The organism is Soehngenia saccharolytica DSM 12858 (assembly GCF_059568515.1).
Genome location: NZ_JCANTN010000036.1, coordinates 1 through 15,977 on the forward strand (window position 1 = coordinate 1; position 15,977 = coordinate 15,977).

19 protein-coding genes and 1 pseudogene are annotated in these 15,977 nt (G+C 31.4%); 19 read left to right on the plus strand and 1 reads right to left on the minus strand.

All coding sequences use genetic code 11. From position 1 onward, the window contains the following. The 19 genes from BO51_RS08775 to BO51_RS08865 form a co-directional block, all read left to right on the plus strand. Window positions 1–229 (plus strand): hypothetical protein (locus tag BO51_RS08775; RefSeq protein ID WP_496485899.1); only part of this gene is annotated, 229 nt, incomplete at its 5' end. A 144-nt stretch (window positions 230–373) separates the two neighbouring features. Beyond that, window positions 374–760, plus strand: coding sequence for an Asp23/Gls24 family envelope stress response protein (locus tag BO51_RS08780; protein ID WP_496485901.1), 387 nt, complete (start codon window positions 374–376; stop codon window positions 758–760). Between the two features lie 10 nt (window positions 761–770). Next, window positions 771–1,181, plus strand: a complete 411-nt coding sequence (nusB, locus tag BO51_RS08785) for a transcription antitermination factor NusB (RefSeq protein WP_496485903.1) — start codon at window positions 771–773, stop codon at window positions 1,179–1,181. Next, on the plus strand, window positions 1,174–2,115 hold the full coding sequence (locus BO51_RS08790) for a tRNA (adenosine(37)-N6)-threonylcarbamoyltransferase complex transferase subunit TsaD (protein ID WP_496485905.1): 942 nt from the start codon (window positions 1,174–1,176) through the stop codon (window positions 2,113–2,115). The genes nusB and BO51_RS08790 overlap by 8 nt, the downstream gene beginning before the upstream one ends. A 1-nt stretch (window position 2,116) precedes the next feature. Continuing rightward, complete coding sequence (gene xseA, locus BO51_RS08795) at window positions 2,117–3,334, plus strand: exodeoxyribonuclease VII large subunit (RefSeq protein ID WP_496485907.1); 1,218 nt, start codon at window positions 2,117–2,119, stop codon at window positions 3,332–3,334. Continuing rightward, window positions 3,327–3,575 (plus strand): exodeoxyribonuclease VII small subunit, encoded by a 249-nt coding sequence (gene xseB / locus BO51_RS08800; protein WP_496485909.1) that lies wholly within the window; start codon window positions 3,327–3,329, stop codon window positions 3,573–3,575. The genes xseA and xseB overlap by 8 nt, the downstream gene beginning before the upstream one ends. Further along, a complete protein-coding gene (locus tag BO51_RS08805; protein WP_496485911.1) occupies window positions 3,568–4,413 on the plus strand; it encodes a polyprenyl synthetase family protein in 846 nt (281 codons plus the stop codon). The genes xseB and BO51_RS08805 overlap by 8 nt, the downstream gene beginning before the upstream one ends. Window positions 4,414–5,100: 687 nt before the next feature. Then, a complete protein-coding gene (locus BO51_RS08810) occupies window positions 5,101–5,700 on the plus strand; it encodes a hypothetical protein (RefSeq protein ID WP_496485913.1) in 600 nt (199 codons plus the stop codon). Window positions 5,701–5,715: 15 nt separating this feature from the next. Further along, complete coding sequence (locus BO51_RS08815; protein ID WP_496485915.1) at window positions 5,716–6,507, plus strand: TlyA family RNA methyltransferase; 792 nt, start codon at window positions 5,716–5,718, stop codon at window positions 6,505–6,507. Window positions 6,508–6,518: 11 nt separating this feature from the next. Further along, window positions 6,519–8,192, plus strand: coding sequence for a DNA repair protein RecN (recN, locus tag BO51_RS08820; protein ID WP_496485917.1), 1,674 nt, complete (start codon window positions 6,519–6,521; stop codon window positions 8,190–8,192). 53 nt (window positions 8,193–8,245) lie between these two features. Then, window positions 8,246–8,782 carry an NUDIX domain-containing protein gene (locus BO51_RS08825; protein ID WP_496485919.1) on the plus strand — a complete coding sequence of 179 codons (537 nt, stop codon included), beginning with the start codon at window positions 8,246–8,248 and terminating at the stop codon, window positions 8,780–8,782. A 12-nt stretch (window positions 8,783–8,794) separates the two neighbouring features. Beyond that, window positions 8,795–9,565 carry a tyrosine-type recombinase/integrase gene (locus BO51_RS08830; RefSeq protein ID WP_496485921.1) on the plus strand — a complete coding sequence of 257 codons (771 nt, stop codon included), beginning with the start codon at window positions 8,795–8,797 and terminating at the stop codon, window positions 9,563–9,565. 24 nt (window positions 9,566–9,589) lie between these two features. After that, on the plus strand, window positions 9,590–10,891 hold the full coding sequence (locus BO51_RS08835; protein ID WP_496485923.1) for a pyrimidine-nucleoside phosphorylase: 1,302 nt from the start codon (window positions 9,590–9,592) through the stop codon (window positions 10,889–10,891). A gap of 12 nt (window positions 10,892–10,903) precedes the next feature. Next, window positions 10,904–11,491, plus strand: coding sequence for a site-2 protease family protein (locus BO51_RS08840; RefSeq protein WP_496485925.1), 588 nt, complete (start codon window positions 10,904–10,906; stop codon window positions 11,489–11,491). Between the two features lie 10 nt (window positions 11,492–11,501). Beyond that, entirely contained in the window at window positions 11,502–12,230 is a 729-nt protein-coding gene (locus BO51_RS08845; RefSeq protein WP_496485927.1) for a segregation and condensation protein A, read from the plus strand. A 1-nt stretch (window position 12,231) separates the two neighbouring features. Next, on the plus strand, window positions 12,232–12,771 hold the full coding sequence (scpB, locus tag BO51_RS08850; protein ID WP_496485928.1) for an SMC-Scp complex subunit ScpB: 540 nt from the start codon (window positions 12,232–12,234) through the stop codon (window positions 12,769–12,771). Then, window positions 12,761–13,498, plus strand: coding sequence for a pseudouridine synthase (locus BO51_RS08855; RefSeq protein ID WP_496485930.1), 738 nt, complete (start codon window positions 12,761–12,763; stop codon window positions 13,496–13,498). The genes scpB and BO51_RS08855 overlap by 11 nt, the downstream gene beginning before the upstream one ends. A gap of 11 nt (window positions 13,499–13,509) precedes the next feature. Continuing rightward, complete coding sequence (mnmM, locus tag BO51_RS08860; RefSeq protein WP_496485932.1) at window positions 13,510–14,088, plus strand: tRNA 5-(aminomethyl)-2-thiouridylate-methyltransferase MnmM; 579 nt, start codon at window positions 13,510–13,512, stop codon at window positions 14,086–14,088. Beyond that, on the plus strand, window positions 14,085–15,482 hold the full coding sequence (locus BO51_RS08865; protein ID WP_496485934.1) for an oxaloacetate decarboxylase subunit alpha: 1,398 nt from the start codon (window positions 14,085–14,087) through the stop codon (window positions 15,480–15,482). Before mnmM ends, BO51_RS08865 begins: the two co-directional genes overlap by 4 nt. Window positions 15,483–15,789: 307 nt before the next feature. Here the strand turns inward: BO51_RS08865 and BO51_RS08870 are convergent. Beyond that, window positions 15,790–15,977, minus strand: a pseudogene (locus tag BO51_RS08870) (transposase); the annotation flags it as partial.

Below are 15,977 nucleotides of genomic sequence, written 5' to 3' on the forward strand. Positions count from 1 at the left end.
AAGAATCCGTATGATAACGTGGAAAAGATGGAAGAAGGTTAAAACAAAATATGAAAATCTTCAGAAGTTAGGAATAGCCAAAGGGAAAGCATGGGAATGGGCAAATACAAGAAAAAGTTACTGGCATACATCAAAGAGCTGGATTCTTACAACAACCCTAACCAATGCTAGGTTTGAAAAACAAGGGTATTTAAGTATGTTTAAATATTACCTTGAAGTTAGAGTGTAAACTATGAAACCGCCGTATACCGGACGGTACGTACGGCGGTGTGGGAGGTCGATAAATAAATTAATTATTTATCTCCTACCCGATTTCATACTGATTGTAAACATAAATTTGCTTTGGTATAATTGTTTCAAAGGAGTGATTTAAGTGTCTAAAAACGAATATATTGAAGATGCAAACAATACAAATATAAAAATTTCAAAGGATGTTCTATCATCAATAGCTTCTAAGGCGATTTCTTCGATTGAAGGGGTGGAACTATCAAATGCTAATGCTGGACTAACAGATATTATCAACAGGAAAAACATTTCTAAAGGTATAAAAGTAGAAATTAGAGACAGAGATGTATACATTGATTTATTTATATCATTAAAATATGGATACAAAGTAAATGAAGTTGGCTATGATTTACAAAAAAAAGTTAAAGAATCCATAGAGTTGATGACAGATTTAAATGTCAAAGAAATAAATGTGCACATAGAGAATTTGATTACATCAGAAGAAGTAATTAATAAAACTATTGATAACGATTAGAAGGGATAATATGGGAAGAAAACAAACTCGTGAAGCATTAATGCAATTAATTTACCAAATGGATTTAAATAAAAATTTTTCTAAGGAAGAAGTAACGATTTTTTTAGAAAATTTTGAACAGAGTGATTGCGAAATTGAATACTTGGAAGAATCTGCTTATGGAATAATTGATAATTTAGAGAATATCAATGAATTAATTGAAAAATACACTGAAGGCTGGACTTTGGAAAGATTGCCTAAAGTTGATTTATCTATATTAAGAATTGCTTTTTATGAAATTTTATATCGAGAAGATATCCCTGTTGAAGTATCAATTAATGAAGCTATAGAGATAGCTAAGAAGTATAGTACTCCTGATGCTTTTAAATATATAAATGGTGTTTTAGGTAGCTTTGTAAGAGCTAATGATATAAATGAGTAACTTATATTTAGGAATAGATACTAGCAATTACACATCATCTATAGCGGTTATAAATGGTGATGGAACAATATTAGAGGACAGAAGAGTTATTTTAGATGTTCCAAAAGGTAACAAAGGCTTAAGACAACAAGAAGCTGTTTTTCAACATCTAACAAATATACCTATGTTGATAGAAGAAATAAATATTGATTTTAATAAGATAGACACTATAGCAGTAAGTTCAAAGCCTAGGCAGCTATCTAGTTCATATATGCCTGTTTTTAAAGTTGGCGTAAGTTTTGCTAAAGTAATATCACATCTAAATCAAGCACCTATAAAATTATTTAGTCATCAAGAAGGACACATTGCTTCTTTGGTGTATACTAATGATGTAGATGAAGACATATTTATAGCTTTGCATTTATCGGGTGGAACAACTGAAATCGTTCTTGTAAATAATGCTGACAATTTTTATACAACTATTTTAGGAGGCACAAGAGACATTAGTGTCGGGCAATTAGTAGATCGAATAGGGGTTTATGCAGGCATCAGTTTTCCATGTGGTAGAGAGATGGAAGAAATTTCAAATAATGGTACATTTTTAAATGTTGATTTACCTAAACCTCAGAAATCAACATGGGTAAATTTATCTGGTTTAGAGAATTTTTATAAAAATTTAATTGACAGCAGTAAATATAATATTGAGGATATTTTTTACACGTTATTCTTTAATATTGCAATCTTTATAGAAACACTAATTCGAGAAGCTCTCAATATACATCACATATCAAGTATTTTGGTCGTCGGTGGAGTAATATCGAATAATATTATAAGAGATTATCTAACTAAAAGCTTTTATGATGTGAGAATATATTTTCCTCAAGGAAATCTCTCTTCTGACAATGCAGTGGGTATTGCATATCTAGGCAAATATAAACTTGGCTGGGAGGATTAAGATGAAACCCTTAAGGGTAAGTGAAATAAACAATTATATAAAAAAAATATTTTCTCAAGACATATTGCTTCCTGAAGTAAGCATTGTTGGAGAAATTTCAAACCTGTCTAAACATTATGCTAGTGGACATGTTTATTTCAATCTGAAGGATGAGAATTCCAAAATAAAATGTGTAATGTTTAAGTCTTATGTTCAGGCAACTGATGTAGAATTGAAAGAAGGATTGAAGGTTATTGCATCAGGAAACATTTCTATTTATGAGAAAGATGGGATTTATCAGCTATACATTAAAAAAATTCAAAGAGATGGGATAGGTGAACTTTACACAGCGTTTGAGGAACTAAAACTTAAATTGCAGAAAGAAGGATTATTTGATCCAAGCCATAAAGTGCCAATTCCTGAGTATCCAAAGAAAATAGGCATAATTACTTCACTTACAGGTGCGGTAATTAAAGATATTTTAAGGATTATAAAAAGAAGATTTCCTCCAGTTAATATAGTTATCTATCCATCCCAAGTTCAAGGAGAGAAAGCCATTGATCAAATTATTGAAGGACTTTTATATCTAGACTCGATAGATGACATTGATACTATTATTTTGGCTAGAGGTGGCGGATCCATTGATGAATTATTCATATTTAACAATGAGAGATTAGCGCGAACCATTTACAATGTACATAAACCCATTATATCAGCAGTAGGACATGAAACTGATTTTACTATTGCAGACTTTGTAGCTGACTTAAGAGCGGCGACACCATCAGAGGCTGCTGAATTAGCGGTAAAAGACATGAATACAGTTTTGAATGATATGGAAGAATTAAGAAATCATTTAATAAAAACAGTTTCCAACATCTTATTCCTGTACAAAAGCAACTTGCAGAGGACTGAAAAGACTTTAAAATTCTATAATCCTCAGTTTATTTTGGATGACAAAAAAGTAGAGTTAGACAACACAGTGCAGAGAGTTGTTTTTAATGTATATAAGAGAATTAACGATGAGAATACAAACTTGGAAAGACTAAAAATTAAACTATATTCACATGATCCTGAATATGTTTTAGAACGGGGTTATGCATTAATTACAGATGAGAGTGGGACAATCATTACCAGTGTGGGCTCTGTCGTTAATGACATGAATTTAAAGGTCAATTTAAAGGACGGAGAGTTGAACACAGAGGTAAAATCAGTTATTGCAAGGGGGAATATCCGTGAATAATGATGATTTAACCTATGAAAAAGCATACGAAAGGTTGCAGGAGATACTCGATGAATTAGAAAATGGAGGCTTGAAATTGAGCGATGTATTTTCTAAGTTTAAGGAAGCAATGAGCCTTTATGAATATTGTAAAACAACTTTAGACAAAGTTGAGGGTGAAGTAAAAATCCTTCTTAAAGAGGATGATAAAATAAGAGAAGTTGATTTTAACGACGAGTATAGGGTGGATGATTATGCTTGAAGAAATATTTAAAGAATACATGCCGCTTTTAGACAATGAGTTAGAAAGCATTATAAAACCAAATAAAAAGTATCAAAATAAATTGTATGAATCTATGAAGTACAGCCTTTTTCCAGGTGGAAAGAGATTAAGACCGATGTTGTTTCTTATGTCATATACTTTATTTTCAAACGATTTAGACATAGCTCTACCATTCGCGGCTTCATTAGAGATGATTCATACTTATTCATTGATTCATGATGATTTACCTTCAATGGACAATGACGACTATCGAAGAGGGAAACTCACTAGCCACAAGATGTATGGAGAATCTTTAGCAATTTTGACAGGTGATGCCTTATTAAATTTAGCTTATGAAACAATATTGAAAATGAACATGGAAATTAACGATGATAGAATTAGAAAAGCAAGTTATGAAATTTCAAAAGCTGCTGGCTATTCTGGTATGATTTTAGGCCAAGTTATCGATACATGTGAGTATGAATTGAATGCAGGCGAAATAATATACATGTATTCTTTAAAAACAGCAGAACTTATAAGAGCGAGTATTTCTGCCGGAGCTATATTGGGTGGTGCAAATAAAGACCAGATCATTATATTAGATGAATTCGGGAAAAATCTAGGTATATCATATCAAATACAAGATGACATTTTAGATTTGGATAAGGACAAAGAAATTGATAAGCTGACATTATCAAAATATTATTCAAAAGATCAATTGATAAATTTGATTAACGAATTGAACCAACAAAGTTTAAAATTATTAGGAAGATTAGAAAATTTAAATACTTCATATTTCGAAGAATTAGTCGACAAATTGGCTTATCGAGAGATTTAAAGTTGAAAAAGTTGAAAAATGTACAGAATTATGTTATACTATTAATAGTAATAGTGGTACAGTATTCTAGTCAGCGCAGCTATTTCTGAAGGCGGGCCTAAAAATCCGTCAAAGAGCATATCGATGAAGTTCCTTATGTTTGGCTTGCGACGCCCAGTCGTGGGCTTTCATAAGGAGTAAGAAGGATGGGGCGATCTGCAATGGCATGCAGGCGTGGACCCTGCCTTCGTGGAGACATAGTATAGTGAAAAATAGTACTATACTGTGATAAACCTGCAACAAAAATAACAAATTAAATTTGCAGAGTAGCTTGCCTTGAGTGGGGTAGTGCGGATGGTGAGTTCAGATTTAAAGATTCAGGGCCCGAAACTTTAAATCTCTGTCACCGAAACCTAACCTGCAAAAGAGGATAGGAAATAGTGTGGCTGTAGAGGAAAACTCCTAGACTGTTCACGTAGTTGAGATAACTAGGGGATTACAGTGCGGACTAAGTGGCAATCCAGTCTTGCTTTTGGCGACAATGCAGTGACGAGATTAAAGGGAAACCGCTGAACCGGCGACGGGCAGTTCTTGTCAGGGAAATCCTGCTGGACCTAAAGCCGTAAGATTTACTCTAGTTATTACCACTCGTTAAGCTGATAGCAGTGCTGTCAGCTTTTTTACATATATACATAACCAGGAGGAAACATGTCAAAAATAGATGAAGATAATTTTTATGATAAATACAATTTAAAATGGGTAATTCCAATAACTATATGGACTTTCATTATTTCTATAACATTATCCGTTTTTTCTGAAAGCTTAGTGAAAAGATTTGATATAATCGTTGCTTTTATAATATTGCTTGCGATAATTTTAATAGGCATTATATTTGATATTGTTGGAGTTGCTGTGACGAGTGCAAATGAGAAACCTTTTCATGCAATGGCAGCCAATAAAATACCCGAAGCAAAAATTGCGATTAAATTAGTTAGAAATGCAGGCAAAGTGAGCAATTTTTGCAATGATGTAATAGGAGATATAAGTGGAATATTATCTGGTGCTATATCTGCTAGCATTGTAATAAAACTTGTTGCTACTTTCTCATTTTTGAATATCACGATAATAACAATACTATTGACAGCTTTCACTGCTTCGATGACAGTAGGAGGAAAAGGCATAGGCAAGAGCATTGCAATGAACAATGATGAGAAGATAGTATATTTGTTAGCAAAAGTTATAAAATTCATAGAAATTACTTTTAAAATAAAATTTTTTTCTGATAAGAACAACAAGAGTAATAAATGATATAAGGAGCATTTTATGCAAAAAAAGAGAGCGGATGTATTATTATATGAAAAAGGTTTAGTGGATTCAAGAGAAAAAGCTAAAAGATTTATAATGGAAGGCGTAGTTTACGTTGGTGAAATTAAAGTAGAAAAACCTGGAGAACTATATTCGGATGAAACTGAATTTTTAATAAAATCAAATCCACTAAAATATGTTAGTAGAGGCGGATTGAAATTAGAAAAAGCTATTGATTACTTCAAATTGGATTTGGCTGATAAAATTTGCATGGACATAGGAGCGTCAACTGGCGGATTTACTGACTGCATGCTTCAAAATGGGGCAAAAAAAGTATATGCAGTTGATGTTGGATATGGTCAGCTTGATTGGAAAATAAGAAATGATAGCCGAGTTGTAGTGTTAGAGCGCACAAATATAAGAAAACTTGACACTGAGATTATAAAAGATAAAATTGACTTTATAAGCATAGATGTTAGCTTTATAAGCCTTGAATTGGTCTTACCAGTTGCAGAGAAACTTTTGAGTGATGATGGTGTTATCGTAGCTCTTATAAAACCACAATTTGAAGCTGGCAAAGGCAAGGTAGGGAAAAAAGGAATTATCAAGGATAAATCAATTCATATAGAAACAATCAAAAAAGTAATAGATTTTTCCAAAACTATTGGCTTATACACTAGAGGATCAACCTATTCTCCTATAAAAGGGACAACAGGGAATATTGAATTTTTGATCATGCTCAACAGATTAGAAGAACTGATTAACTATAGCGTAGAGGAAGTAGTACTAAATGCTCATGAACAATTATAGTAGGTGAGAATATGCTTAGGAAGCTACATATAAAAAATTTTGCCATCATTGATGACTTGACTATTGATTTTGATGGTGGATTTAATGTTTTAACAGGAGAAACAGGATCAGGAAAATCAATTATAATTGAAGCTTTAGGAGTAGTGCTTGGCGGGAGAAGCAACAAAGAAATGATTAAAACTGGTTCAGATTCAGCATATGTAGAAGCTTTATTTTATGTGGATTCTGATATCAAAAGCAAATTAGATGATTTTGGAATTGAATATGACGAACTACTGATTATATCACGAGAAATATATGCTAATCAACCTAGTGTAGCAAGGGTGAACAATAAAATAGTCACAAATATTGTATTAAATAATATTACTTCTAATCTGATAGACATATTTGGGCAACATGAACATCAATCTCTATTAGATGTAAAAAATCACATATATATATTAGACTCATTTTTACTTGATGAATCACTAATATTATTACATGAAATAAACGAACTTTTCGATGAATATTTGTCAATCAAAGAGAGAAAGAAAGAGATAGAAATTGACAGCAGTCAAAGGGAGCGAGAGTTAGATTTAATAAAATACCAGATTGATGAGATTGATTCACCGAATTTAACAATCGAAGATGAAAATATTGAACAAGAATATAAAAAACTTAACAATTTAGAAGAAATACTCAAGTCTGGGAATAAAGCTCTTGACTATTTAAAAGGAGATTTTTTGGAACAAAATGCACTAGATATGATCGACAAGAGCCTCGCACAGCTAAAGGAACTAGTTAAGCTGGATTATGTCTTTGAAGAATACTACGAAGAGCTTTTGAATTATAGATTTGAAATCAATGAAATATCTTCAAAAATTGATAACTATTTAAATTCTATGTACTATGACGAGGAAAAGTTATCTTTTTTGAGACAAAGATTAGACATCATCAATTTGTTGAAAAAGAAATATGGCAATTCAATAGATGAAATTTTAACTTTTAGAAAAAATTTAGAAAAAAAATATGAATTGCTATTAAATCTAGAACACGAACAAAATATGCTTGATGAGAAATTAAGCATATTAGAACAAATTATACGTGACAAATCTAATGAATTGAGTAAGCATCGCAAAAATATCGCAAAAAAGCTAGAGGATAATATTAAAAAACAGTTGATGTTTTTGAATATGGAGAATGTGAATTTTGTTGTAGATTTTAGAAAAAAAGGATCCATTTCAAGAAATGGCATTGATGAAGTTGAATTTTTAATTTCAACAAATTTGGGAGAAAAGTTAAAGCCGCTATCTAAGATAATTTCTGGTGGAGAGATGTCTAGAATTATGTTAGCGTTAAAAGCAATTTTTGCAGACAGAGATAATATTTCCTCTTTGATATTTGACGAAATAGATACTGGAATAAGTGGAAGAACTGCACAATTAGTAGGAGAAAAAATCAAAGAGATTTCAAAAACCCATCAAGTTATTGCTATCTCCCATCTACCTCAGATTGTAGCATTAGCGGATTCGCATTTTTCAATTTATAAGTCATTAAAAGATAATACAACAATTACAAGAGTAACTAAATTGTCGTTTGAGGAAAGGATAAGAGAATTAGCTAGAATGTTAGGAGGTGCAACAATAACAGATACTACTATAAAACATGCCAAAGAAATGTTAGAAATGACTAATAGTGAGCATTAATTCATTCAATATGATATAATTAACTTCAATTAAATTTTAAATGGAGGTACACAATGCCATATATTGAAAAAACAATGAAGTCAGAACGAATATATGATGGTAAAATATTAAATTTAAGAGTAGACACAGTGGAATTGCCAGATAAAAAATATTCAAAGCGAGAAATCGTGGAGCACCCTGGAGCAGTTGCTATAATAGCAATAAATGAAAACAAAGAAATGATAATGATCAGACAATACAGGAAAGCTATTGATAAAATATTGCTGGAAATTCCTGCTGGGAAATTAGAATTAAATGAAGAACCTATTGAATCTGCAAAGAGAGAATTAAAGGAAGAAACAGGATATACTGCTGATAAAATTGAATATGTAATGGAGTTCTATACATCACCCGGTTTTAGCAATGAAAAAATATATCTTTTCCTTGCTCAAGGGCTTACCGAGGGGGAACAAGAACTTGAGGTTGGAGAATATATAGATGTAGAAAAATACAGTTTGGATGAACTGATGAAAATGATAAAACTTGGAGAAATAGTTGATAGCAAGACGATAATTGGTATAAGCTATTATTACAATATGATCAATAAATAAAGGAGAAATAGAATGGGATCAGCTTATGTAGAAGAATTTTTAAATTATATAAGAAAAGAGAAGAACTTAAGCGAAAATACAATTCAGGCTTATTTAAGCGACATCAAGCAATACGAAGGATTTCTCTCTAGTAATGGTGTTGATATAATCGAAGCGAATAACACTAATGTATTGATGTATTTGCTAAGTTTACAAAAATTAGAGAAATCTTCAGCTACTATTTCAAGACACTTAGCTAGTATAAGGTGTTTTTATGAGTATTTGGAGCACCAAGGCTTGATAAGTGAAGATCCAACATATAATCTAAAAGTTCCTAGAAAAAAGAAAAAACAACCCAAAATTCTTGATGAACAAGATATTATCAAGTTAATAAGCATACCTGATACAAAAACAGAAAAAGGGCTAAGAGACAAAATTATTCTACAAGTAGCCTACTTTACTGGACTTAGGGTATCTGAGTTGAGTGAACTATCCATAAAAGATCTTGATTTAGCCAATAATACAATAACAATTAAAAGGAATGATAGTTTTAAAACTATAAATTTACCAGATGATATTGTAAATGCAATAAACATTTACTTAAGAGAGTTTAGAAATGCAACTGATGAAAACGAACCACTATTTACTAATTATCTAGGTGAAAGAATAACCAGACAAGGTTTATGGAAAATCATAAAATCTTATGCAAATGGCATAATAGATAAACCTGTTACACCTCAAGTTATTAGAAATTCTTTTATGGCAAATTTAATGAAAGAAGATTCAAATATTCAAAGCTATTAAATTTATTAAAAAGGAGAGAAAGTTATGAGAGCAGTGGATATAATTGAAAAAAAGAAAAGGAATAATGCACTTACTAAGGAAGAAATTGATTTCATGGTACAAGGATATACTACTGGAGAAATACCTGATTATCAAATGGCAGCTTTTCTGATGACTATTTACTTTAACGGTATGAACTATGATGAGATAGCAAATATGACTGAAAGCTTTGTAAAATCAGGTGATACAGTTGATCTATCCAGAATTCATGGAGTAAAAGTTGATAAGCACTCTACAGGTGGAGTAGGAGATAAGATTAGTATTATTGTAATACCATTAGTCGCATTATGTGGAGTTCCTGTTGCTAAAATGAGTGGAAGAGGATTAGGACATACTGGCGGTACTATAGATAAACTTGAGTCAATTGAAGGATTCAAGGTAGAATTATCTCCAGAGGAATTCATTGAGAATGTAAACAATTTCAAGATGGCTATTGTAGGGCAAACTGCTAACTTAACACCTGCGGATAAGAAAATTTATGCCCTTAGAGATGTAACTGCTACTATAGACAGCATACCCTTGATCGCTAGTTCAATAATGAGCAAAAAAATAGCCTCAGGTGCTGATGCTATAGTTTTGGATGTAAAAGTAGGTTCTGGAGCATTTATGAAGAATCTAGACGAAGCTCGTGAATTGGCAAAAACAATGGTATCAATCGGTAAAAACTTGAACAGAAATACGATTGCTGTAATTACTAATATGGATCAACCTCTTGGACATGAAGTCGGCAATAGCAATGAAGTAAAAGAAGCAATAAAAGTATTATCTGGCCAAGGTGCTAAGGATGAAACAGAAGTAGCTCTTACAATTGCTTCATATATGTGTTTATTAGGAGGAGCATTTGATGATTTTGAGCAAGCATATAAAGAATTAGAAAACAAGATAAAGTCAGGGCTGGCTTTAGAAAAACTAAAAGAATTGATACAAATTCAAGGTGGTAACCCAGAAGTTGTTGACAACCCAGATTTATTACCAAAAGCAAAAAATACTTTTTATGTTAAATCAGAAGTAGATGGATATATAAATAAAATTGATGCCGAGCTTGTTGGTATTTCAGCCATGTTATTAGGTGCAGGAAGAAAAACCAAAGAGGATTCTATAAATTATGGAGCTGGTATAAGCTTGAAAAAGAAAATTGGGGACTATGTAAGCAAAGGCGAGGTCTTATGTGAACTATATACTGACCTTGACAATGCTGATGAGGCATATGAAAAAATAATAAAAGCATATACAATTAAAGATGAATTACCCGAATCTAAGCCATATGTATATGAAGTAATAAAGTAAGTGAGGATATAAATGAATTATTTAATAAGCTTACCAGGACTCTTAATAGCTATTATATTCCATGAATTAGCTCATGGATATGCTGCGTATAAACTTGGTGATCCTACAGCTAAAAACGCAGGAAGACTGACATTGAATCCTATAAAGCATATAGACCCTGTTGGGTTCTTATTTATGCTTATATTTAAGTTTGGGTGGGCGAAAGCGGTTCCAATCAATCCAGCATATTTTAAAAACAGGAAAAGAGATACTATCATTGTTTCTGTTGCTGGAGTATTGACTAATTTTGTTTTAGCAATATTGTTTGGCTTTATTATTATTAAGTTTAAGATAACTAATGATTATATATATCAAATGATTTTGATAGCAATGTGGTATAATTTGATGCTTGGAATCTTTAATTTATTGCCTTTCCCACCTTTAGACGGTTCAAAAATTGTAGCCAGTCTATTACCAATAAGGTTAGAATACCTATTCTATAAATATGAGAGATATCTTTATATAGTGTTATTATTGTTGATAATGACCAACACTATAGATAAAATATTAAATCCTTTGATAAATATATTATTAAACAGTATTGTTAGAATTTTGTACTAATGAGGTTATTATGGAGTATAAAGTAAGCATTGAAGCATTTGAGGGCCCTTTGGATCTTTTACTAAACTTAATAGATAAAAATGAAATCGATATTTATGATATACCTATTCATGAGGTTACAGATCAATTCATCGACTATATTCAAAGAATGCATGAAATTGATATTGAACTAGCTAGTGAATTTATAATAATGGCATCTATATTACTTGAGATAAAATCCAAAATGTTGTTACCAACTGAAAAAATAGTACAAGATGGTATGGAGGTCGACATTGATCCCAGAACCGAACTGGTGCGAAAACTGGAAGAATATAAACTTTTCAAAGAGTTGAGCGAAACACTCAGTAAAATGCAAGAAAGCCACCTGAAATCATTTTATAAAATGCAAGAAGATATTAGCATATATAGGGATCCAATTGATGAATTAAAGGATATTGATTTAGATAAACTTTCAATGACATTTGAACATATTATAAAGCGCATAGAAACTCAAAAGGTTGCTGAGGAGTCAGTCAAATTGATTAGACATCCTGAAATAAAACAAGAAGTTTGTGAAAACAATATAATACAGGTGTTATCAAATAAGAAAAAAACAACTTTTAGTGAGCTGCTTGTTGTGCCAACTAAGAGTTATGCAATAGCATATTTTTTAGCTATCTTGGAATTGCTTAAAAAGAAATTTATAGTTGCTTATCAAAGCAGTGACTGTGAAGATATAATCATAGAAAGGGTAGATTGAAGTGGATGAAAGGGATTTTAAATCCATTATCGAGGGACTTCTATTTGCATTTGGAGATCCTTTAGAAGACAAAGAAATATCAAAGGTAATAGATATTTCTGTAAAAGATGTTAATAGATATTTACAGGAGATGAAGGCAGAATTCGAGGAGCAAAACAGGGGCATTCGAATAATTAAGATAAATAATTCCTATCAACTAACAACAAGACCAGAACACTATGATTTTATTAAAGCAGTTGTAATTTCAAGAAATCAAAGAAACCTTTCAAATGCATCTTTAGAAACATTGTCTATAATTGCATATAGGCAACCTATCACTAAACTCGAAATTGATGAAATAAGAGGAGTCAAGAGCGATAAAAGCATTGAAACTTTATTGCAAAAAAAATTAATAAGAGAAGCAGGGAGACTTGATAGACCTGGAAGACCTATTTTATATGCTACTACGGATGAATTTTTAAGATTTTTTGGAATAGAAAAGATTGAAGACTTACCCGATATTAAAAAGTTAAGAAAACCAGGAGATCAACATGACCAGTGAAAATAAAGATGAAAATTTAATGAGATTGCAAAAGTATATTGCAAAAGCCGGAATTTGTTCTAGAAGAAAAGCTGAACAGATGATTTTAGATGGTAGAGTGTCAGTAAATGACACTTTGATAACTGATATGGGTTATAAAGTTGACATATCAAAAGATAAAGTCAAAGTTAACAATCAATTAATTACTCTTGATAATGACAAAGTGTATATTGCATTAAATAAACCTTCGGGTGTTATAACAAGTGTAAAAGATGAGAAAAATAGAAAGACTGTTTTGAATTTTACAAAGGACATAAAACAGCGTATATATCCCGTTGGTAGATTGGATTATGACACGTCAGGATTAATTATCTTGACCAATGATGGAGATATAGCTAATAAGTTAATGCACCCTAGCAAAAAAGTTTATAAAAAGTACATTGCAATGGTTGATGGCATACCAAGTGAATTGGAGCTAGACAAATTAAGAAATGGAATAGTAATTGACAATAAAAAAACTGCAAAAGCTAGAGCCTACATCATTGACAAAATTAATGAGGATGCTGTGGTAGTTATTGAAATATATGAGGGCAGAAACCATCAAGTAAAAAAAATGTGTGAAAAGATTGGTCACCCCGTTAAACGGTTGAAAAGAGTCTCAATTGGCGAGATAGAATTGGGTGATTTAAGACCTGGAGAATGGAGATATCTTACAGAAAAAGAATTGAAATTCCTGAATCAATTATAGGTGAGTTATTGATGAAAGACAATTTAAATAATGTAATTTCTATTGAAGATATATTAATAGATAAATTTGTACACTCAGGTTATGTATGCCTTGATGGAACTGTGGGCAATGGAAACGATACAATTAAATTAGCACAAAAAGTCGGAAAGAATGGCAAAGTTTACGGGTTTGATATCCAAGAAATTGCAATTGAAATCACAAAAGAGAAATTAGCTAAAGCTGATTTACTATTACAGACTATATTAATAAACGATAGTCATACAAATGTTGATAAATATATAAAGGAAACACTGGATTTTGCTATTTTCAATCTAGGGTATTTACCTGGGAGCCACAAAGAAATTACTACAACTGCTTCTACAACAATAGAAAGCATAGAAAAAACACTTGGGTTGTTAAAAGAAAATGGAATAATTTTAGTAATTTCTTACATTGGCCATTCAGGCGGTTTTGAAGAATATCAATCGGTGCAAAATTATCTGAGCACACTAGATCAAAAAAAATACAATATTTTTGAAGCTAGTTTTATCAATCAAATAAATAATCCACCGAGATTATTTTGCATTGAAAACAGAGGAGGAAAGTCATGACAAAAGTAAAAATAGTTGAGACAGCGTTTAGAGACGCGCATCAGTCTCTTATTGCAACTAGAATGAAGACAGAAGATATGTTGCCAATAGCTGACAAAATGGATAAAGCTGGTTATTATGCTTTAGAGGTATGGGGTGGTGCTACATTTGATACATGCCTAAGATATCTTAATGAAGATCCATGGGATAGGTTGAGAGCTCTAAGAAAAGCATTTAAGAACACAAAATTGCAAATGTTATTAAGAGGACAAAATTTACTTGGATATAAACACTATCCGGATGATGTTGTTGAAGAATTTGTTAGATTGTCAATTAAGAACGGAATAGACATAATAAGAATATTTGATGCTTTAAATGATTTAAGAAATCTAGAAACTTCTGTTAAAGCAACTAAGAAATATGGAGGACATGCACAAGGGGCAATTAGCTACACTGTAAGTCCAGTTCATAACATAGACTATTATGTCGAAGTTGCCAAGGGTATGGCTGAAATGGGAGTAGATTCAATATGTATTAAAGATATGTCAGGAATACTCTTACCATATACTGCATATGAACTAGTTAGTGAAATTAAGAAAGTCACGGATTTGCCACTTGAGATACATTCACATTTTACAAGTGGTATCGCTAATCAGACATATATGAAAGCGATTGAAGCAGGTGCAGACATAATAGATACTGCAATTTCACCATTAGGGAATGGAACAAGTCAACCAGCTACTGAACCAATGATAGCTTCCTTAGAAGGAAGTCCATATTACCCAGATATAGAGTTTGATGAAATTTTAGAGATTTCTGAGTACTTTAAAGTTTTACGTAACAAATATGAGAATGAAGGACTATTGGATAATAAAGTCTTGGCAGTAGACATCAACACTTTAAAATATCAAGTGCCTGGAGGAATGTTATCAAATCTTGTGTCTCAATTGAAAGCGCAAAACAAAGAAGATAAATATGAAGAGGTTTTAAAAGAAATTCCTAAAGTTAGAGAAGACTTGGGATTCCCACCATTAGTAACGCCAATGAGTCAAATGGTTGGTACTCAAGCACTATTTAATGTATTGACATCAGAAAGGTATAAAATGGTACCTAATGAAGTTAAAAATTATGTAAAAGGCTTATATGGTAGACCAGTTGTACCAATAAAAGACGAAATAAAGAAATTGATAATAGGCGAAGAGGAAGTATATGAAGGCAGACCAGCTGATTTATTAGAGCCAGAACTCAATAAATATCGCAATGAAATTAAGCAATATATTGAACAAGAGGAAGACGTGCTAAGTTATGCTCTATTTCCTCAAGTAGCGATGAATTTCTTTAAACAAAGGATGGCAGCAAAATATAAAATTGAAACTGATTTATTAAACGAAGAAGAAAAAACTTATCCGGTATAAAACAGAAAGGACATATTTATATGTCCTTTCTGTTTTATATTCAAATAAATTAAAGAATGTCTTCGAGAATTGAAGGATATCCTTCAACAAAATTAAATATTATAAAAATATGAAACAAAACTTGCAAAATTATATCTATTTTGATATTATTTTATTAATAGAATAGATAGTTGCAGAATATAAGTTTAGAATTATCCACAGAAATTAGATTTAATTTGATGAAGACAATGATTTATCAACAGAAAAAGAACATAGAAAAACAGGGGTTAAGCTTAACCCTTTAAAATCTGTATTCAGATGGTTTTAATTAAGCAATTAAAGATTTAATAGCAAGCGGATTGTCATAATTTTTAGTCTTAAATATAAGTATAAAAGCAATTAATTGAGAAATACATGCAAGTAAAATATCTGATTTTAAAGATACTGTATTTCTAACTCTTGATGATTTAATTTGAATGAAGTTTTTAATTTGGCAAATGGATCTTTCACAGATAG

What these genes read in the sequence shown, in the direction of transcription:
- nusB (WP_496485903.1), top strand. Translation starts at nt 771, where the DNA reads ATGGGAAGAAAACAAACTCGTGAAGCATTAATGCAATTAATTTACCAA.
- BO51_RS08790 (WP_496485905.1), top strand. Translation starts at nt 1,174, where the DNA reads ATGAGTAACTTATATTTAGGAATAGATACTAGCAATTACACATCATCT.
- xseA (WP_496485907.1), top strand. Translation starts at nt 2,117, where the DNA reads ATGAAACCCTTAAGGGTAAGTGAAATAAACAATTATATAAAAAAAATA.
- BO51_RS08805 (WP_496485911.1), top strand. Translation starts at nt 3,568, where the DNA reads ATGCTTGAAGAAATATTTAAAGAATACATGCCGCTTTTAGACAATGAG.
- BO51_RS08810 (WP_496485913.1), top strand. Translation starts at nt 5,101, where the DNA reads ATGTCAAAAATAGATGAAGATAATTTTTATGATAAATACAATTTAAAA.
- BO51_RS08815 (WP_496485915.1), top strand. Translation starts at nt 5,716, where the DNA reads ATGCAAAAAAAGAGAGCGGATGTATTATTATATGAAAAAGGTTTAGTG.
- recN (WP_496485917.1), top strand. Translation starts at nt 6,519, where the DNA reads ATGCTTAGGAAGCTACATATAAAAAATTTTGCCATCATTGATGACTTG.
- BO51_RS08825 (WP_496485919.1), top strand. Translation starts at nt 8,246, where the DNA reads ATGCCATATATTGAAAAAACAATGAAGTCAGAACGAATATATGATGGT.
- BO51_RS08830 (WP_496485921.1), top strand. Translation starts at nt 8,795, where the DNA reads ATGGGATCAGCTTATGTAGAAGAATTTTTAAATTATATAAGAAAAGAG.
- BO51_RS08835 (WP_496485923.1), top strand. Translation starts at nt 9,590, where the DNA reads ATGAGAGCAGTGGATATAATTGAAAAAAAGAAAAGGAATAATGCACTT.
- BO51_RS08840 (WP_496485925.1), top strand. Translation starts at nt 10,904, where the DNA reads ATGAATTATTTAATAAGCTTACCAGGACTCTTAATAGCTATTATATTC.
- BO51_RS08845 (WP_496485927.1), top strand. Translation starts at nt 11,502, where the DNA reads ATGGAGTATAAAGTAAGCATTGAAGCATTTGAGGGCCCTTTGGATCTT.
- BO51_RS08855 (WP_496485930.1), top strand. Translation starts at nt 12,761, where the DNA reads ATGACCAGTGAAAATAAAGATGAAAATTTAATGAGATTGCAAAAGTAT.
- mnmM (WP_496485932.1), top strand. Translation starts at nt 13,510, where the DNA reads ATGAAAGACAATTTAAATAATGTAATTTCTATTGAAGATATATTAATA.
- BO51_RS08865 (WP_496485934.1), top strand. Translation starts at nt 14,085, where the DNA reads ATGACAAAAGTAAAAATAGTTGAGACAGCGTTTAGAGACGCGCATCAG.